Annotated in this window: 15 protein-coding genes and 4 pseudogenes; 4 read left to right on the top strand and 15 right to left on the bottom strand. The window is 64.9% G+C overall.

Features of this window, described 5'->3' with window-relative positions; genetic code table 11:
• Positions 1-32 precede the first annotated feature (32 nt).
• The 9 genes and pseudogenes from nuoF to MYXE_RS17195 form a co-directional block, all read right to left on the bottom strand.
• Positions 33-1,370 carry an NADH-quinone oxidoreductase subunit NuoF gene (gene nuoF, locus MYXE_RS17235; protein ID WP_039890085.1) on the bottom strand — a complete coding sequence of 446 codons (1,338 nt, stop codon included), beginning with the start codon at positions 1,368-1,370 and terminating at the stop codon, positions 33-35.
• The gene (nuoE, locus tag MYXE_RS17230) at positions 1,370-2,131 is read right to left on the bottom strand and encodes an NADH-quinone oxidoreductase subunit NuoE (RefSeq protein ID WP_112650261.1); all 762 of its coding nucleotides are present in this window, start codon (positions 2,129-2,131) and stop codon (positions 1,370-1,372) included. The genes nuoF and nuoE overlap by 1 nt, the downstream gene beginning before the upstream one ends.
• Complete coding sequence (gene nuoD, locus MYXE_RS17225) at positions 2,128-3,429, bottom strand: NADH dehydrogenase (quinone) subunit D (protein WP_112650260.1); 1,302 nt, start codon at positions 3,427-3,429, stop codon at positions 2,128-2,130. The genes nuoE and nuoD overlap by 4 nt, the downstream gene beginning before the upstream one ends.
• Entirely contained in the window at positions 3,429-4,136 is a 708-nt protein-coding gene (locus MYXE_RS17220; protein ID WP_003920747.1) for an NADH-quinone oxidoreductase subunit C, read from the bottom strand. Before MYXE_RS17220 ends, nuoD begins: the two co-directional genes overlap by 1 nt.
• Positions 4,133-4,686, bottom strand: a pseudogene (locus tag MYXE_RS17215) (NuoB/complex I 20 kDa subunit family protein). Before MYXE_RS17215 ends, MYXE_RS17220 begins: the two are co-directional and overlap by 4 nt.
• A gap of 8 nt (positions 4,687-4,694) precedes the next feature.
• Positions 4,695-5,066 (bottom strand): NADH-quinone oxidoreductase subunit A, encoded by a 372-nt coding sequence (locus MYXE_RS17210; protein ID WP_003920745.1) that lies wholly within the window; start codon positions 5,064-5,066, stop codon positions 4,695-4,697.
• 219 nt (positions 5,067-5,285) lie between these two features.
• Positions 5,286-5,687 carry an Rv3143 family two-component system response regulator gene (locus tag MYXE_RS17205; protein WP_003920744.1) on the bottom strand — a complete coding sequence of 134 codons (402 nt, stop codon included), beginning with the start codon at positions 5,685-5,687 and terminating at the stop codon, positions 5,286-5,288.
• Positions 5,688-5,806: 119 nt separating this feature from the next.
• Positions 5,807-6,340, bottom strand: a complete 534-nt coding sequence (locus MYXE_RS17200) for a YceI family protein (RefSeq protein ID WP_039890082.1) — start codon at positions 6,338-6,340, stop codon at positions 5,807-5,809.
• Between the two features lie 314 nt (positions 6,341-6,654).
• A pseudogene (locus tag MYXE_RS17195) lies at positions 6,655-7,901 on the bottom strand (IS256 family transposase).
• 50 nt (positions 7,902-7,951) lie between these two features.
• Between MYXE_RS17195 and MYXE_RS23625 the strand changes: the two are divergent.
• Both MYXE_RS23625 and MYXE_RS17190 read left to right on the top strand, forming a co-directional pair.
• Entirely contained in the window at positions 7,952-8,149 is a 198-nt protein-coding gene (locus MYXE_RS23625; protein WP_162561469.1) for a hypothetical protein, read from the top strand.
• Between the two features lie 121 nt (positions 8,150-8,270).
• A pseudogene (locus tag MYXE_RS17190) lies at positions 8,271-9,673 on the top strand (IS1380 family transposase).
• A gap of 171 nt (positions 9,674-9,844) precedes the next feature.
• Here MYXE_RS17190 and MYXE_RS17185 read toward each other — a convergent pair.
• A pseudogene (locus MYXE_RS17185) lies at positions 9,845-10,051 on the bottom strand (nuclear transport factor 2 family protein); the annotation flags it as partial.
• 206 nt (positions 10,052-10,257) lie between these two features.
• On the opposite strand from MYXE_RS17185, the gene MYXE_RS17180 reads away from it, so the two are divergent.
• Positions 10,258-10,689 carry an Hsp20/alpha crystallin family protein gene (locus MYXE_RS17180; protein WP_085193335.1) on the top strand — a complete coding sequence of 144 codons (432 nt, stop codon included), beginning with the start codon at positions 10,258-10,260 and terminating at the stop codon, positions 10,687-10,689.
• An 817-nt stretch (positions 10,690-11,506) separates the two neighbouring features.
• Here the strand turns inward: MYXE_RS17180 and MYXE_RS17175 are convergent.
• Together MYXE_RS17175 and MYXE_RS25005 are read right to left on the bottom strand one after the other, a co-directional pair.
• Positions 11,507-12,625 carry a glycosyltransferase family 4 protein gene (locus MYXE_RS17175; protein ID WP_085193331.1) on the bottom strand — a complete coding sequence of 373 codons (1,119 nt, stop codon included), beginning with the start codon at positions 12,623-12,625 and terminating at the stop codon, positions 11,507-11,509.
• Between the two features lie 10 nt (positions 12,626-12,635).
• Positions 12,636-12,959: a cold-shock protein gene (locus MYXE_RS25005; RefSeq protein ID WP_085193329.1), complete on the bottom strand. Its 324-nt coding sequence runs from the start codon at positions 12,957-12,959 to the stop codon at positions 12,636-12,638.
• A 211-nt stretch (positions 12,960-13,170) separates the two neighbouring features.
• Here MYXE_RS25005 and MYXE_RS17165 point away from each other — a divergent pair, with 211 nt between their 5' ends.
• Complete coding sequence (locus MYXE_RS17165; protein ID WP_085193349.1) at positions 13,171-13,662, top strand: DUF5130 family protein; 492 nt, start codon at positions 13,171-13,173, stop codon at positions 13,660-13,662.
• A 37-nt stretch (positions 13,663-13,699) separates the two neighbouring features.
• On the opposite strand, the gene MYXE_RS17160 is transcribed toward MYXE_RS17165, so the two are convergent.
• From MYXE_RS17160 to MYXE_RS17150, 3 genes are all read right to left on the bottom strand, one after another.
• Positions 13,700-13,993, bottom strand: coding sequence for an STAS domain-containing protein (locus MYXE_RS17160; protein WP_003920736.1), 294 nt, complete (start codon positions 13,991-13,993; stop codon positions 13,700-13,702).
• A gap of 212 nt (positions 13,994-14,205) precedes the next feature.
• Entirely contained in the window at positions 14,206-15,918 is a 1,713-nt protein-coding gene (locus MYXE_RS17155) for a PucR family transcriptional regulator (RefSeq protein WP_085193327.1), read from the bottom strand.
• Between the two features lie 1,008 nt (positions 15,919-16,926).
• Positions 16,927-17,229 carry a DUF4193 domain-containing protein gene (locus MYXE_RS17150; protein ID WP_085193347.1) on the bottom strand — a complete coding sequence of 101 codons (303 nt, stop codon included), beginning with the start codon at positions 17,227-17,229 and terminating at the stop codon, positions 16,927-16,929.
• Positions 17,230-17,704 lie beyond the last annotated feature (475 nt).

The raw sequence follows: 17,704 nt of genomic DNA, 5'->3' as shown, positions 1-17,704 counted from the left end.
GGCGACTTGCTTTGCGGCGTCGGCGTGCAGCGTCACGCGTCCTCTCCGTTCGGTGTCAGCATCGACAGTCGCGGGTCGAAGGGGCAGCCACCGCCCTCGATGTGGGCGACGTATTCGTCGCGGAAGTATTTCAGCGACGACTGCACCGGCATGGCCGCGCCGTCGCCCAACGCGCAGAACGACTTTCCGAACAGGATGTCCGCGATGTCCTGCAGCTTTTCTAGGTCCTCGGTCGTGCCCTTACCCGTTTCCAGCCGCTCGTAAATCTGGTCGAGCCAGAAGGTGCCTTCGCGGCACGGCGTGCACTTGCCGCAGGATTCGTGCTTGTAGAACTGCGTCCAGCGCCGCACTGCGCGCACCACGCAGGTGGTCTCGTCGAAGATTTCCAGCGCTTTGGTGCCCAGCATTGAGCCGGCCTCGCCGACGCCCTCGTAATCCAAGGGCACGTCGAGATGCTCGTCGGTGAGCAGCGGAGTCGACGAGCCGCCCGGCGTCCAGAACTTCAGCCGGTGCCCGGGCCGAACACCGCCAGCGTAGGCGAGCAGCTCCCGCAGCGTGATCCCCAGCGGCGCCTCGTATTGGCCCGGCCTCGTGACGTGCCCGGACAGCGAGTACAGCGTGAACCCTGGCGACTTATCGGTGCCCATCGACCGGAACCAGTCGACACCGTTGAGGATGATAGGCGGCACGCTGGCAATGGTTTCGACGTTGTTGATCACCGTCGGGCACCCGTAGAGCCCGGATACCGCCGGAAACGGTGGCCGCAGCCGCGGCTGGCCGCGGCGACCCTCCAGGGAGTCCAGCAGCGCGGTCTCTTCGCCGCAAATGTAGGCGCCGGCACCGGCGTGGACCACCATCTCCAAGTCGTAACCCGAACCGGCGATGTCGCGGCCCAAAAACCCTGCAGCGTAAGCCTCGGCCACCGCGTTATGCAGTCGGCGCAGCACCGGCACCACCTCACCGCGCAGGTAGATGAACGCATGGCTGGCCCGAATCGCATAGGCGGCGATGATGCTGCCCTCGATGAGAACGTGCGGAGTGGTGAACATCAGGGGGATGTCCTTGCACGTGCCGGGCTCGGATTCGTCGGCGTTGACGACGAGGTAGTGCGGCTTGGCGGCGGGGCCTTGGTCGCCTTGCGGGATGAACGACCACTTGGTCCCCGTCGAAAAGCCCGCGCCGCCGCGGCCCCGCAGCCCGGAGTCCTTGACGGTTTGCAGCACCGCGTCGGGTTCCATGTCGAGGGCTTTCTGCAGGGCCCGGTAGCCGTCGTGGCGGCGGTAGGTTTCCAGCGTCCATGGCTGCGGGTCGTCCCAATACCGGGTGAGCACTGGCGTCAACGGTGTGGCTTGGGCAGGAAAAGACGCCATCAGCGGTCCTCCCCGGAAGGCGGCGGTGGGTACTGCATGTCGTTTTCCTTCGCCACCTGCAGACCGGCCAAGGTGGCGTCGCCCACTCCGCCCTGGCCGTCGTCGGGACGCTGGTCGGGGAACCCCGCGAGGATCCGTTCAGTTTGGCGGAACGGGCACAGCGGGGCACCGCGGGTGGGCCGCGGCGGGTTGCCCGCGCGCAGCGCGTCGACGAGCCGACGCGCCGACTCCGGTGTCTGTTTGTCGAAGAACTCCCAGTTGACCATCACCACCGGCGCGTAATCGCAGGCGGCGTTGCACTCGACGTGCTGCAAGGTGATCTTGCCGTCAGGGGTGGTCTGGTCGTTGCGGACGCCGAGGTGATTTACCAGCGTCTCGAAGATGGCATCACCGCCCATGATCGCGCACAGCGTGTTGGTGCAGACGCCGACCAAATACTCACCGGTGGGCCCGCGACGAAACATCGAGTAGAAGCTCGCCACCGCCGCGACCTCCGCGCCGGTCAGTCCCAGCTGCTCGCCGCAGAACTCCAAACCCGCCGGCGTCAAATACGAGTCCTCGGACTGCACCAGGTGCAGCAGCGGCACGATCGCCGAGCGCCGATCGGGGTAGCGGCCGATGATCTCCTTGGCGTCGACCTCCAGCCGAGCCTTCACGTCGGGCGGATACGACTGGGGAGCACCCTCGACGACGAACTGGCCGGGCTCTTCGGGTGGCGGGCCCAGGTGCAGGAACACCGGCTCGCGTTGCGGGCCGGTCACCGGTCGACCCCGCCCATCACCGGGTCGATACTGGCAACCGCGGCGATCACGTCGGCGACCATGCCGCCCTCGCACATGGCGGCCACGGCCTGCAGGTTGGTGAACGACGGATCGCGGTAGTGCACGCGGTAAGGACGAGTGCCACCGTCGCTGACCATGTGCACGCCCAGCTCGCCGCGCGGCGACTCCACCGCGACATACACCTGTCCCGGGGGGACGCGGATGCCCTCGGTCACCAGTTTGAAGTGGTGGATCAGCGCCTCCATCGAGCTGCCCATGATTTTGGCGATGTGCTCTGGTGAGTTGCCCAGCCCGTCGGGGCCCACCTTCAGATCGGCGGGCCACGCGATCTTGCGGTCGGAGACCATGATCGGACCTGGCTTCAGCTTGTCCAGGCACTGCTCGATGATCTTCAGCGACTCGTGCATCTCCTTGACGCGAATCATGTAGCGCCCGTAGGCGTCACAGCTGTCCTCGGTGATCACGTCGAATTCGTAGTTTTCGTATCCGCAATACGGGTCGGCACGCCGCAGGTCGTAGGGCAACCCCGTGGAACGCAGGATTGGGCCGGTGATGCCCAGCGCCATGCACCCGGTCAGGTCGAGGTAGCCGATGCCCTGGGTGCGGGCCTTCCAGATGTAGTTCTCGTTGAGCAGGTCCTCCAGGTCGCGCAGCCGGCGCGGCATCAGGTCGAGGAACTTGCGGATCTCGGTGACTGCGTTGTCCGGCAGATCCTGGGCCAAACCGCCGGGGCGGATATAGCCGTGGTTCATGCGCAACCCAGTGATCAACTCGAACAAGTTGAGCACCAGCTCGCGCTCCCGGAAGCCGAGGAACATCGCGGTCATCGCGCCCAGTTCCATGCCGCCGGTTGCCAATGCGACCAGGTGCGACGAGATCCGGTTGAGCTCCATCATCATCACCCGGATGACGTTGGCCCGCTCGGGAATCTGATCGGTGATGCCGAGCAGTTTCTCCACACCCAGGCAATAAGCGGTCTCGTTGAAAAACGGTGACAGGTAGTCCATCCGGGTCACGAAGGTGACGCCCTGAGTCCAGTACCGGTATTCCAGGTTCTTTTCGATTCCGGTGTGCAGGTAGCCAATACCGCAGCGGGCCTCGGTTACCGTCTCACCTTCGATCTCCAGGATCAGCCGCAGCACCCCGTGGGTGGACGGGTGCTGGGGCCCCATGTTGACGACGATGCGGTCGCCGGGATCCGCTTCGCGGGCGGCCTGCACAACCTCTTCCCAATCTCGGCCACCGGCCATCAGCACCGTTTCGGTCGGTTCACTCATCAGTTGTAGGCTCTCCGCTCATCGGGCGGGGGAATCTGCGCGCCCTTGTACTCCACCGGGATGCCGCCGAGCGGGTAATCCTTGCGTTGCGGATGACCATGCCAGTCGTCGGGCATCTCGATACGGGTCAACGACGGGTGTCCATCGAAGATGATTCCGAAAAAGTCGTAGGTTTCGCGTTCGTGCCAGTCGTTGGTCGGATAGATCCCGAATAGCGACGGGATGTGCGGATCACTGTCCGGCGCAGACACTTCCAGCCGGATGCGACGGTTGTGGGTGATCGACTTGAGCGGGTAGACCGCGTGCAGTTCGCGTCCGGTGTCGTGCGGGTAATGCACGCCACTGACCCCGAGGCACAGCTCGAAGCGCAGCCGCGGGTCGTCGCGAAGCTGCTGGGCGACTTGCGGCAACAGCTCACGGCGTACGTGCAGCGTCAGCTCGTCGCGATATACCACGACTTTCTCGATCGCGTCGGCGTATTCGACGCCGTTGCATTTCAATGCGTCGGCCAGGGTGTCGACCACCTCGTCGAAGTAGCCGCCGTAGGGCCGCGGGCTGCTGCCGGGCAGCGTGACCGCGCGCACCAGCCGTCCGTAGCCGGAAGTGTCGCCGGTGTCGTAGACGCCGAACATGCCGCGGCGGACATCGATCACTTCCTCGTCGCCGCGGCGTATCGCCTCATGTGGGTCTTGTCCTGGTGAGCTCATCGCAACAGCCCGCGCATCTCGATCGTGGACTTGGCTGCCAGCGCCGCCTCTTCGGCTTCGGCGATGGCACGCTCTCGGTCCACCCCCAGCGGCATCTGCTGAATCTTCTCGTGTAGCTTGAGAATTGCGTACAGCAGCATCTCGGGCCGCGGCGGGCACCCGGGCAGATAGATGTCCACCGGCACGACGTGGTCCACGCCCTGCACGATCGCGTAGTTGTTGAACATTCCGCCCGACGATGCGCACACGCCCATGGCCAGTACCCATTTGGGCTCGGCCATCTGGTCGTAGATCTGGCGCAGCACCGGTGCCATCTTCTGGCTGACCCGGCCGGCGACGATCATCAGATCGGCCTGACGCGGCGTTGCCGAGAACCTCTCCATTCCGAAGCGGGCGATGTCGAATCGAGGTGACGCCGTCGACATCATTTCGATCGCGCAGCACGCCAGCCCGAATGTCGCCGCCACAGGGAGCTCTTGCGAAAATAGCCAGCCAGCGCTTCGACGGTGGTCAACAGGAAACCGCTGGGCAGTTTCTCTTCCAGGCCCACGTCTTACCTCAATCCCACGTCAACCCGCCGCGGCGCCATACGTACGCGTAGGCCACCAACACGGTGAGCATGAACACCACCATCTCGATAAGCGCGAATATCCCCAGCGCGTCGTAGCTGACCGCCCAGGGGTACAGGAACACAATCTCGATGTCGAACACGATGAACAACATCGCGGTGAGGTAATACTTCACCGGGAACCGGTGCCCGCTAGTGGTGCGCGCCGGGGAAGATTCGGGAGGCTCGATGCCGCACTCGTAGGCCTCCAGCTTTGCCCGGTTGTAGCGAGACGGGCCGACCACCGATGCCACGATCACCGAGAACACCGCGAAAGCAGTGGCGATCCCCCCGAGGACCAGGATGGGTGTGTAGACATTCATCCTGCGAAGCTGCTCCCTCGATGTGGTCTTCCTTGCCTGACTGTGAGGTCAACCACAGCCTAACGATCTTGTACCCGGGCCCGCTCAGGGGTCCGCATGTGAGCTCGCCCACAGCCCAGTAAAGTCGCGCGGCAGCCTAGTGGCTTTGCGGCGGCGGCACCTGCAATGCCGCCAAAGCCCAACGACGGCAGGCTAATCGGTTGCTCAGCCGCAATCGGGTCAAGCTGCCGGAGCGCGCAACAGCCCGAGCACCGTCCGTTCTAACACGATGGGATCGATCGGGTGCGAGACAACTGCTTCGGCGCGCGACCAGCTGGCCAACCAGGCATCGTCGGCGCGACCGATGAGCACCACGATTGGTGGACAGTGTGCGACTTCGTCCTTCAACTGTTTGGCTATGCCCATGCCCCCGGCCGGTGTGGCCTCACCGTCGAGGATAGCCAGGTCGATCCCGCCCTTGTCGATGTGGCGAACCACCATCGGTGCGGTGGCAACCTCGACGTAGCTGAGCTCCGGCAGCTCTGGATGCAGGCGTTTGCCCAGGGCCAACTTCACCTGTTCGCGGGTTTTGGCGTTGTCGCTGTAAACGAGGATCCGCAGGGGCGCGGTCGAAGCGGGCACGCCGCAGATGCTACTGCTCGGCGACGATAGGGGCCGCACGGCTCCCGTTTCGCGAGCCTGTAGTGAGCGCGCGACCCACTCGCACTTTTGCTCGCCAGCTACAGGCTCGCGCGACGGTGTCATCGGGCGCGGACGAACACCGCTTCAGCCGACGCGGTCGCCGTCTTGCCGATCATGCCGAGCCGGTTCCAATCCAGCCCGAATTGTGCCCGGTCGACGTGGGTGGTCGCCGAGATGCGGACCGAGCCGTCACCGAGCTCGTCGATCGTGGCCGGCAGCGGCAACTCCGCGGTAATGCCCTTGATGGTGAAGGTGGCGCGCAGGTCCGCAGCGTTACCAGTGGTCGGCTGAAGCGCGGTGACGACGACGCTGATCTCCGGAAAACGCTCGACATCGAAGAAGTCGGCCGAGCGCAGGTGATCGTCTCGCTTTCGGATGCCAGTACGCAGCGATGCTACGCGGATGTCGAGACGACCGAAAACGGCCCCCTTGCCGGTGATCTGACCGTCCCCGCTGACGTCGGTGAATCTGCCTTTGACGTTCAACAGGCCCCACATGTTCTTGATCTTGAAAGTGAACGCCGAGCGCTCGGGAACCAGATTCCACACTCCGGCTGTGTCCGGATCGTTCAGCAGCGTTTCCACAGTCGTCATCAGCACCTACCTGTTGTGCGCGGCGCCCGGCTCCTGCTCATCGCGCTGTGCGCTCTGCATCGTCGCCGAGCGGGGGCCTGATTGCCCGGCTCCTCCTCATCGCGCTGTGCGCTCTGCATCGTCGCCGAGCGGGGGCCTGATTGCCCGGCTCCTCCTCATCGCGCTGTGCGCTCTGCATCGTCGCCGAGCCTAACTCAGCAGGGGGGCGAGGTCGGCCGGGTCGAAATACTCGTCGATGCGGCTGATCAGCCCGGGCCAAGCCCAGTGACGTGGTGTAAGAGTTCGTTCGATCGCGTGACCCTTCGGGTGGCAGTCTAGGCGGTCAGGGCTGGGGTGGTGTTGGTTTGCTGTCCGGCGGGCTCGTCGGTGCTGGTCAGTGCTGTGCGGGCGCGGGTGAGCACGTCAAGGCCCAGGTAGCGTCGTCCTTCGATCCATTCGTCGTGTTGTTCGGCCAGCACGGCACCGACGAGGCGGATGATCGAGGCCCGGTCGGGGAAGATGCCCACGACGTCGGTCCTGCGCCTGATTTCTTTGTTGAGCCGTTCCTGGGGATTGTTGCTCCAGATTTGGCGCCAGATCTGTTTGGGAAAAGCGGTGAACGCCAACAGATCCGGGCGGGCTGCGTCGAGGTGTTCGGCCACTTTGGGGAGCTTGTCCGACAATGCGTCGAGGACTCGATCGTATTGGGCAACAACCGATTCGGCGTCGGGCTGGTCGAAGACCGAGTGCAGCAGAGTGCGCACCCACGGCCAGGAGGACTTCGGGGTGGCCGCCATCAGGTTGTTCGCGTAATGGGTGCGGCAGCGCTGCCAGGCCGCTCCGGGCAAGGTGGCCCCGATCGCGGCGACCAGGCCGGGGTGGGCGTCGCTGGTGACCAGCGCGACCCCGGACAGGCCGCGGGCGACCAGGTCGCGGAAGAACGCCAGCCAGCCTGCCCCGTCCTCGGCGGAGCTGACCTGCACACCCAGGATCTCGCGGTAGCCCTCGGCGTTGACGCCGGTGGCAATCAGGGTGTGCACGCCCACGACGCGGCCGTTCTCGCGGACTTTGAGCACCAGGGCATCAGCGGCGACGAACGTGTACGGGCGGCGTCAAGCGGGCGGGTGCGAAACGCCTCAACCTGCTCATCGAGTTCTTTGGCCATGATCGACACCTGCGACTTGGAAAGCCTCGTCACACCCAGTGTTTCAACGAGGCGTTCCATCCGCCGGGTGGACACTCCCAGCAGATAGCAGGTGGCCACCACGCTGGTCAGGGCACGCTCAGCGCGTTTGCGTCGCTCCAATAGCCAGTCCGGGAAATAGCTGCCCTGACGCAGCTTGGGAATGGCCACATCGATGGTGCCGGCGCGGGTGTCGAAATCACGATGCCGGTAGCCGTTGCGGCTGTTGGACCGCTCATCGCTGCGCTGGCGGTAGCCGGCCCCGCAGATGGCGTCGGCTTCCGCGCCCATCAAGGCGTGGATGAACACCGACAGCAGCCCTCGCAGCAAGTCCGGGCTGGCCTCGGCGAGTTGGTCGGCCAACAGCTGCTCGGCGTCGATAAGGTGTGGTGAGGTCATCGCGTTGCTCTCCTTCGGTTGACTTTGCTGATCGTTCGAAGGATCACGCGATGACCGCCCTCTACCGCGCTACGACACGCCCACCGGCCCTACCGGCTCATACACCACGCCCCTGGACGCAACTTCAGCCCGTTCGCGCCCAGCTTGATCACAATGCACGCCCGCATGGCAATCGAGCCGCCACCGCGGCCTACCGCGTGCAGGATGTGCTGCTGGACGAACCCGCCGTCGAACAGCTGCCGATCTAAGCCTAAATCCGTGGATGGTTCCGGTGATTTGATCGGCGTGTGAACAGCGAAAATGCCTTCTGAACTGGGACAATACGAGTGCTGAGGCCGCATTTGTCCATAGTCCGGGAAGGCACTTTCGATGCACTCATCGTATACGTTCACCACCGGATCGGCGGTGTTTGACGAGCAGAATCTGCTGTCGGCGGCCGGGTTGGTGCCAGTGCTGGAACTGGCTGAGCAGACCGGTCTTTCGGAATTGATCAACGAGCGCGTGGATCTGCCGTCGACTCGGGTGAAGTCCGGCGCGGTCAACCCGGCTGGCAAGCTGACCTCGATCGTCGCCGGGATGATGTGCGGCGCGGACAGCATCGATGATGCCAATGTGCTGCGCGCCGGCGGCACACCCCGGGTGTTCAACGAGGTATATGCCCCATCGACGTTGGGGATCTTTTTGCGCGAGTTCACCTTCGGGCATACCAAACAACTCGCCGCAGTGGCCCGCGAGCATCTGATCGCACTGGCGGCGCGCACCCCGCTGCTGGCTGGCGCCGACGAGCGGATGTTTTTGGACATCGACTCGCTGCTGCGCCCGGTCTACGGCCACGCCAAGCAGGGCGCCTCCTTCGGTCATGCCAAGATCGCCAGCCGCGCGCTGCTGCGGCTGGGCCTGTCCCCACAGATCACCACCATCTCCACGGCGACCGCCGCGCCGGTGATCGCCGAGGCGCAGCTACGGAGCGGCAAAGCCGCCTCCGGGCGCGGTGCCGCATACCAGCTCAAGCAGGCGATCACCACCGCGAAAGCGATCAACCCCGACGCGCCGATCCTGGTGCGCGGCGACTCAATGTTTGGCACCAAGAAAGTGATCACCACCTGCATTCAGCGAGGCGCCGAATTCTCCCTGTCGATCAGCCGCAACAAGCGCATCAACGCCGCGATCGCCGCCATCGACGAGGCCGCCTGGACCCCGGTGCACTACCCGGGCGCGGTCGAAGACCCCGACACCGGGGCGTTGATCTCCGATGCCCAGGTCGCCGAAACCCCTACACCCTGCGCCTGGCCCGCGGCCGAACACTGACCGTGCGGCTGGTAGTGCGCCGGGTCAAAGACGCCCGCCACCTGGATGCGTTGTTTCCGGTGTGGCGCTATCACCCGTTTGTCACCAACTCCGCGCTGCCGGTCGACCAGGCCGATATCACCCACCGACGCCACGCCATCATCGAAACCACCTTCGCCGATTTAATCGACGGCCCACTGGCACACATCCCGTCGGGGCTGTTCGCGGCCAACTGCGCCTGGCTGGCCTGCGCGGTGATCGCCCATAACCTGCTGCGCGCCGTCGGCACCCTCGCCGGTGGCCACCATGCCGTGGCCCGCGGGGCTACCCTGCGCCGCGACCTGATCAACATCCCGGCCCGCTTCGCCGCCCCGGCCCGCAAACCAATGCTGCACCTACCCGCCCACTGGCATTGGCGAGCCAGATGGAAGGCCCTGTGGCACAACGTCATCGGTTACCCGATCGCGCAACCCCGCGCCGCCTGACCCCACCTTCCAAGCCCTGTCCGCCCCGCCATCCCAGGCCCGACCCAAGGAACCCAAAGGAAAGCTGGTACAGGCCAGCGGATCACCCACGCCCCACCGCGCCACACTCGGCCGCATCCCAAAACAACCGCGTCGACGGCAACACGAAATCACCCATCCACGGATTCAGGCTAAGACTTGATAGCGGCGCTCGGATGTCGCACCGATGAACCAATCGATCACGCGCAGTGCTCGCGCTTTGTCCCGCTCTCGGCTGGCACCGACCCGCCAAACGGCTATGTCGTCGCTCCACAGACGGGCCACCGCTGACGTGTCGCTGTTTTCGATGGCTGCGAACAGCTGATCGGCCACCTGGGCGATGGCGTCGGCCTTGAGCATGGCAGGTCCTGCTGGTCTGTGAGCGGTGCTCGCGAAATCGTGGCCTCAACGGATCCGGGACAAGCTGCGCAGCGACGACGGTACACGCATCGCGGTGCGGATTGGGGCGTTTGTCGCATGCATAGGGAATATCTCTTATCAGAGATAGGTTTTCTGTGGTGAAAACAGCAGATCTAACGTCGGGAGTGACGAAGGAGGTGAGAGCCATGCTGAGGTTTGAGCCACTCTTCCGTGACCTTGACCGACTTACGCAGCAACTATGGGGCAACACGGTCGGTACCGCGACGCGTCCGGCGGTGATGCCGATGGATGTCTGGCGTGAAAGCGATAGGTACGTCGTAGAACTCGACTTGCCGGGCATCAAGCCAGAGTCGATCGACGTGACCGTCGACCAAGGCGCGCTGACGGTCCGGGCCGAGCGTCCCTACGCAGGCGACGAGGGCCACGACTGGGTGGCTGCGGAGCGTCCGCACGGGCTGTTCAGTCGGACCCTGTTCCTCGGTGACCAGCTAGACACCGACCACATCAGCGCTGACTACACCGATGGCGTGTTGCGACTGACGGTCCCGGTGGCCGAGGAGGCCAAGCCCCGCAAGATCGCTATCCAGTCCGGCGCCAAGCAGGCGATCAGCGCCTAGTTGGCGGCTGGCCCACGCCTAGGTGTAGGCCGTCCGCGCGAATTGGTCGGACGGCCCATCTCCTGCGGGAGGTTGGGGAGGCGATCAGATAACAGCTGCGACGAGCCGGGCCGCGGCCTATCCAACGCGGTGCTTACCCGGAATGTACACCGGCGAGCACGTCCGCCTGTTCGGCGAGCTTGATGAGGCCGTCGGCAATAGTTCCGGCTCAGCTGTTTTGACTATTCGAGCGGCCGGTCCAGCGGTGGGCCGGCCGTTGACGTGTTGTGCCGCAGGCCGAATGAGGCGGCAAGCCAACCTTGTACCAGCGTCCAACCCCTGGCGGCTCTGCGGCGACGAACGAGATCCCCGAACGACTTGCAGCTTTGAGGCAGAAACTCTCACCGGTGCGGTTGTTGGCAATCGTGAGATCGACGGCGTCGAACTCAACCGACTCGTCGAGGTCCAGACGCCAGCGTGGCAACTTCTCAAGCATGTCGAGGTACCGACGGATGTCACCCGGGGTTGTCGAAGGTGGGCCCGTGCGCCACAGGGTGGTCGAGCCGGTGCAAGCTGGACCGGCGATGCATGGGGTGGTCTTTGCCTAGGCCGTCGGCTTGGCAAATGACTGCGTCCGCCAGGCTGGATCGCCAGGACGCAGGTGATACTGATGATCGATATCGGGTGAGACGAAAGCCCATGGTCGGCTCCGCTTCAGTAGCACGTTTCCAGTTGTAGTTCTTTCTTTGCTGAGTGTGGCGACCGCCTCAGGTGCCGGCGTGCGCCGGCCAGGCCGAAATACCGTGCCTCGATTCGCGCCGGCAGGTGCATGCTGCGGCTACCGCGACCGCACGACAATCGGCTGCCGAATCTCGTTGGCGCCGACGGCCGCCGGCAATACCTGCGCGTCGATGACCTGCCGGTAGAGCCGCTCGTAGCCGAGCGCCATCTGTTCGGCGCTGAACCGCTCCTTGACGTGGCGGCGACACACCTGGGGGTCCAAGCCCGTCACCCGCCGGATTGCCGGCGCCAGCTCGGCGGGGTCGGCGCATACGAAACCGGTCACACCGTCGTCGACAATTTCTCTGACCGCGCCGCGATCGAGGGCCACGACCGGAGTGCCGCAGGCCATCGCCTCGATCATCACCATTCCGAACGGTTCTTCCCATTGAATGGGGAATAGCAGGCAGCGTGCTTTGGCGAGCAGTCGGCGTTTAGCCACCGCATCCGCTTGACCGAACATCAGGTCCGTGCCAGTGAGCTGCGGCTGAACGTATTGGCTGAAGTACGCCTTTTCATCCGGCTCGGTGCACTTGCCGGCAAGGATCAGCGGGATGTCGGCCTCATGCGCGGCCTGCAACGCCAGATGCGGGGCCTTCTGGGGGTTGAATCGCCCCATAAACAACACGTAGTCGTCCTTCCGGGTTTCAAAAGGCCAATCCTCGACGCGCAGCGCATTGTGCACCCGACCCACCCAGTTCAGCTGCGGGGCCTGCGCTCGTTGCCGATCGCTAATGGCTACCAGCGCCAGGTCGTCGGCAAGGGCGCGGTAGTAGGAGTTCAACTGCTCGTCTACCGGGCCGTGCACGGTCAGGAGCGTGGATACGCCATATTGGCGATAGGTCCGCGCATTTAATGGCCCAGCAAGCGTGTGCTCATGGACAATCTCCAACCCTTCGGTGCGTGCGAGCGACTCGATTGCGCCGCGGACCCTGGCCGCGTGGGCGACCTCAGGCAGCGGCTGGCCAAGCAGCTGTGGAACGGGCTTGTCCCACAGGCGGATAAACCTCGCGGCCGTGTTAGCCGCCGCACCCAGCAGGGTGACGTCGTGTCCACGTGCCAGCAACGCATCCACCAGGTCGGCGATCACCGCTTCGACACCGCCATAGGCGCGGGGCGGCACATCAAAATACGGTGGTGCGACCACGGCGATCCGTAGTCGCCGCAGCGTTACCAAAACCCTCCTCCTACTGCATCGTCTCGACCTGCTGATGCCCGCGCGACTGGCAGGCGTCCGCCGCCGATGCCGCATCGCTGGGCGACCGCTGTTCAGTCACACCCTGCACGGCGCCGGTGGGGACCAGGGGACGCACGTAGATGGCTTCCGGACCGCTTCGAGTCCTCCGGTACCGGTAAGCCACCCGCTGCCCGCTGGCCAACGTTTTAAACCCTGGCATGTCGATGCAGCGGTAATCGACGAACACCACACGGGCGATGTCGTCGGCCTTGATGAAGCCGAAGCCCTTTTCGGAGTTGAACCACTGGACGGTTCCCAGCGACCAGCTATCCACCTCGGCGCCCCTGTGTAATTTGCGGGTTTGTTTGCCGAGTGTGGCAAGCGGATTAGCTGACCGCGTGCGCCTACGGGGCCGAAAATCGGTGACCCGATTCGTGCTGGCATGTGAGTGGCGCGGGTGAGGGATTGCGCGATGCTGTTCGCTGGACGGCGACACCGCCGATTCCCCGCATTATGTGATCGACCTCTGGGGAGGAAAAGCGCTCGTGACAACCGGTGAGCTGGCCACCGTCGCTCAGGCCGTCGAGCGACGCGAACTTCCGCCCGGCTTCGTGGTCACCGCCAGCGGCCGGATCTCAGAGGCGGCCGAGCCCGCGCACGCAACACCGCGGTACCCGTTCCGCGCTGCGGATCTGGTCCGCCTCGACGACGAGCTGACCTACGGCACCAGGGCGTGCCAGGCCCGGCTCGCGGTCTATATCGGCGACCTCGGAGAGGACAGTGCCACGCGGGCCCGCGAGCTGTTGGCCAAGGTGCCCGTCCCCGACAAGGCGGTGTTGCTGGCGGTGGACCCCAACCGGCATGCGATCGAAGTGGTCTACGGTGCCGGTGTCCGCAGTCGCGGTGCCCAGAGGGCCGCGCCAGAGGCCGTCGCGGCCGCCGCGTCAGAGTTCAAGTCCAGCGGCGATTTGATGCGGGGCCTCATTCGGGCGGTGCGCGTGCTTGCTGAGGGCATCTCTCCCAGTAACGCCCGGTAACGCAGGTGTTGTCGCAGCCGAAGGTGAGCCACGAAAGTCAGATGTCGTCGAGAGTCGGCACGATTTCGAAGAGCTCCGACAAGTCGGCCTCGGCCAACGCGGCGGCGATGGGGCCTTGATGGGCACCGACCAGACAAAACCCGATGTCGGACTCACCGGCTTGCACCGCGGCCGATGTCAGCGCATCGATGCCGTCGCCATCGATTTGGCTGACCCCGGACAGGTCGAGCGCCAGAAAACCCGGCGACCGCAGGAACTCGCCGGCGACTGCACGTCGCAGCGCCGCCGTTCCATCAGCGACAAGCGCCCCGTTGACCTGGACGACGCTCATGCCCGCCGGCGATCGTTGGATGTGCACCGTGAGCGAGTCCAGGTGTCCGCCAGATTCGTGACATCGATTCAATTCAAGCCTCCCGCGGCCGGGGTCGCAGAAGTTCGACATCCCGGTGGGTGCAAGCCAAGTGTGCACAGCACCGAAGGGCCCGACGTCACCCCCACCGATCTAACCATAACGTGCGGAATCGACCTGGGGGGTCTAAACATTCAGTGGGCTCGAGTAGTGCCGCCGGGACTGGCGGTCATTGAGGCCGTCGCGTCGCTTCGGTTGACCGGCTTCAGGAACCGCCAAGCCCGGGTGGCGGCGTGAAGGTTGAAGCGGGTGTCGACGTCGCGCAGGTCATAGCCGGTCAGTTCAGCGATGCGTGCCAGGCGGTAGCGCAACGTACTGCGGTGAATGTGCAAGGCGGCCGCCGTTTCGTCGTAGTTGCCGCCGCACTCGAGATAATGACTGAGCGTCGCGACGAAGTCGGAATTCTTCCTTTCGTCGTAATCGAGCAGCGCGCCTAGCCATTCGCGAACGTATTCCTCGACGGCGCCGCCGCTTTGAGCGGCGTCCACCAACCGATAGAACCCCAACTCGTCGTAAGCCGATGCGCCTTGCGGCGTCGCCGAGTGCAATCGAATGTTAAGCGCCCGACGGGCTTTGGCTAGAGATTCGGGGAAATCGGCCGGGCTCTGGCACTGGGTACCGATTCCGATTACCGCGCCGGTGCTACCCAAGCGGGCGCTGATCGCCTCGTGCAGTGCCCGCGGATCTGGGCGCTCGTCGACCAGGAGCACCACCATGCCGTCGTGGCGGCCGTGCAGATAGCGCAGGCGCAGCGCGGTGCCTGCCCGGCACACCGCCGCAGCCAGCACGGCGTGGGTGACGTTCGGGTAGTGCACCAGCACTACATAGTGGGGGCCATGCAGATCGTGCCCGAGCGCCTCGGCGCGGGCGTAAGCGCCCGCTACGTCGGTACCTGTCAGGAGGTCCTCGAGCAATTCGCGGCGCAGGGCAAGCTCCGTCTCGGCGAGGCTTCGCCGCCGGAACAGCTCCATAGCGAGAATGGTGCTGGCGTATTCGAGAGCCTCTACCTGTTCGTTTTGCGCGCGCAGCTCCGGGTCGATAAGCGACAAGACGCCCAGGACCGCGGCGCGCGAGCGGACGAGAATGGCCACGCGTTCTTTGATCCGCATCGCGTTGCTGCGCACCGCCAGCGTTTTGAGCAGCCGTTCGCGGCTATTCCGGTCCGGTTTGGGATACGGCTGCGGCTGGTTGGGGCCAGCCCAGGCCAGGAGGTTGCCGAACCGGTCTTCCACGGACACCGGAAGCCCGGTCACTTGGTGCAGAGCTGTCGCGATGCCGTGTTCACCGGCACCGGAGGCCAAAACGCCGACGAACATCTCGTGCATGGTGGCGCGCTGACGCAGCCGCCGCTGGGCGTCCTGCAGTCTCGCCTGTGTCTCGTCGAGCTTGCGTGCCAAACCAGCGCCGCGAGCCCGGACCTGGGCGCAGGCCAACGCCGCGCCCGTCTTTTGCGCGAGCAGGGTCAGCAACAGGCAATGTGCGCGCGTCGGCGGCTCGCTGGCGCTGACAACCAGGTAGCCGTGGACGCTGTCTTGGCCGCGCAGCGCATACGCCCACGCCCATCGGGCGTCGGCCAGCGCGACCGGTCCGTCGGTATGGCACTCGGCCAGCTGGCTTTCGAGGTCGGGCCGGTGCGATTCACCCGGCGGGCCCGTGAGCATGCCGTCGACACATCGGTAGGCCGCCTCCACCCGGCATGGCGTCAGCGTGGCGACGGCTGAGCTTGCCTTCTGCAAAATTTCTTCGCCATCGAGCTGATCAAAGTTGATCGCAGCCAGCTCAGCCAGACCATCGGACACGTCGACGGTCTCGACGGTGTCCACTCGATAGTGAGCTTCGGTGTTCATGTCCTTTTGCTGGCTGGAAAAGGGGCCGAGCGTTCGGTGATGCGGTGGGTAACCGGTCGGCGACTTCGCGCAATTCCCGAATGTTGTTGATGGCCTCAATGTGCGTGGGGCGGATCCCTGGCGCCAGTTGGTGGACGAGTCGCTTCGACGCTGTCGGCGCGGATCCGGGCAGCCGCCGGAAGCACTACGCTTGATGGCCCGCCTGGATTCGGTCGAGCAGTGCTGGATCGGTCGTCCGCTACCGCTTCGGCCGCCCCGCCGTGGCTAGGTGCTTAACCAACTGTGCAGGGTGAGAAAGATTATAGGCATCCGTTGCCGCACGGCTTGTTCGCTTTCAGCGAAGTACTTGCCCGGCTCGGGTGCTGCTGTCGTGCTGCCAGGACAGGCGCCGGAGCGGATTTGCGGCCGCGTGGTGGCAGGGGCCGCCCCGCGATGGACACCAACGGCCTACCCGCGGCGGGCCCTGGCAAGCCCCGCTGTAATCATTGCCGTCGATGACTCGGATCGCGGTAGCCAGCGATCATGACTTCTTCTGGGCCAGCCGGGCGCGGTTGTGTCGACACGCCGGCCCTGCTCTGGTACAGACCGCCGCGGAACGCGCTGGGGTCCTCAAGTCCGTCGAGGTTGGATGGATATGACACGCCGCGCTCGTAAAACGGCCTGCGGTGCAATCACTTCCGGTGCTCATGCTTCTCAACCACCGTCTCGCGCTCGCGGCCATACCGGTGCTATGCCTGCCAACGGTCTTGCGCGGCCGACGACATCCCAGTGCCATCGCCGGAGGCACCAGGCCGTCGATGACAGCGGTGCATAACGGTCTTCAATGCGCGAGACAGGTTGATGCCGTCATCCGCACACGTAATAGTCAGTAAATCAACAATTTTCGGGCACACGGCCCCTCGCTGCCATCTCGTCGAGCAGCCCTTGAGTATATTCCTTGCAGCTCGCAGACCGGGTAGAGTGCCATCACCGGGTGCTGTCACGGCCCATGGCGGTTTCGGCGCCCGGCTAGCCGGCGCAGTCGCGGCAAATCATCACCCCGTCCCGGTGGCTGGCCAAGCGGCTGCGGTGCTGGACCAGAAAACAACTCGAGCAGGTGAATTCGTCACGTTGCATGGGGATGACCCGCACCGACAACTCCTCATCGGACAGGTCGGCACCGGGCAGTTCGAAGGATTCGGCAGCTTCTGACTCGTCCACATCGACCTCGAGAGACGGCGCGGGGGAGCGCCGCGCCGCGAGTTCCTGCAGCGAGTCCTCATCGTCGTCGACGATGTCGGACGGCCGGAGCGCGTCGTAGTCGATGGCCATTGACTCACCCCCGTTGCTATCGGTTGCAGCAAACGAGAAGTGTGCAATGCTCAGCCGTTGATCGCGTGCACCCCAGGTGCCGAAAATGTGTGGCGGTGCTCGTCCTGTCAGCACGACGTCACCGTGCTCTCCCAACCGCCTGCCACGGCAAGCCTCGCTGTCGGGGGTGGGATGCCAAGTCGGCTTGTCGGTATGAACCGCCATGTATTGCGGCGCGACTTGCTCGCAGTGGCTTCGGCAACCTGAGGCTGGAACGCTCAATAATGTACAGTGCAAATGCCTTTGGATGTGCCACAGCTTGCGGAGTGCCTGCTCAGAGGCATGAGTCGGCGGCTCAGCCTGGTTCGGCTCGTGGCAGCTGGCCGCGGTCCAGCGTCCGTGATAGCGCGCGGCGCGGTGCCGGAGCGGCAGCGAGGGTACCCGACGGGGTAGCCTGGTAGTTCACCCAGAGCACACCTGCCTATTGTGTCGATCG

Origin of the sequence: Mycobacterium xenopi, assembly GCF_009936235.1 — a bacterium.
Classification (GTDB): Bacteria; Actinomycetota; Actinomycetes; order Mycobacteriales; family Mycobacteriaceae; genus Mycobacterium; species Mycobacterium xenopi.
This window is presented reverse-complemented; position numbering and strand designations above follow the sequence as displayed.

Coding starts and splice junctions, on each gene's coding strand:
- nuoF (WP_039890085.1), bottom strand. CDS start 1,370: ATGGCGTCTTTTCCTGCCCAAGCCACACCGTTGACGCCAGTGCTCACC.
- nuoD (WP_112650260.1), bottom strand. CDS start 3,429: ATGAGTGAACCGACCGAAACGGTGCTGATGGCCGGTGGCCGAGATTGG.
- MYXE_RS17220 (WP_003920747.1), bottom strand. CDS start 4,136: ATGAGCTCACCAGGACAAGACCCACATGAGGCGATACGCCGCGGCGAC.
- MYXE_RS17210 (WP_003920745.1), bottom strand. CDS start 5,066: ATGAATGTCTACACACCCATCCTGGTCCTCGGGGGGATCGCCACTGCT.
- MYXE_RS17200 (WP_039890082.1), bottom strand. CDS start 6,340: ATGACGACTGTGGAAACGCTGCTGAACGATCCGGACACAGCCGGAGTG.
- MYXE_RS23625 (WP_162561469.1), top strand. CDS start 7,952: ATGACCGCCCTCTACCGCGCTACGACACGCCCACCGGCCCTACCGGCT.
- MYXE_RS17180 (WP_085193335.1), top strand. CDS start 10,258: ATGCTGAGGTTTGAGCCACTCTTCCGTGACCTTGACCGACTTACGCAG.
- MYXE_RS17160 (WP_003920736.1), bottom strand. CDS start 13,993: ATGAGCGTCGTCCAGGTCAACGGGGCGCTTGTCGCTGATGGAACGGCG.
- MYXE_RS17155 (WP_085193327.1), bottom strand. CDS start 15,918: ATGAACACCGAAGCTCACTATCGAGTGGACACCGTCGAGACCGTCGAC.
- MYXE_RS17150 (WP_085193347.1), bottom strand. CDS start 17,229: ATGGCCATCGACTACGACGCGCTCCGGCCGTCCGACATCGTCGACGAC.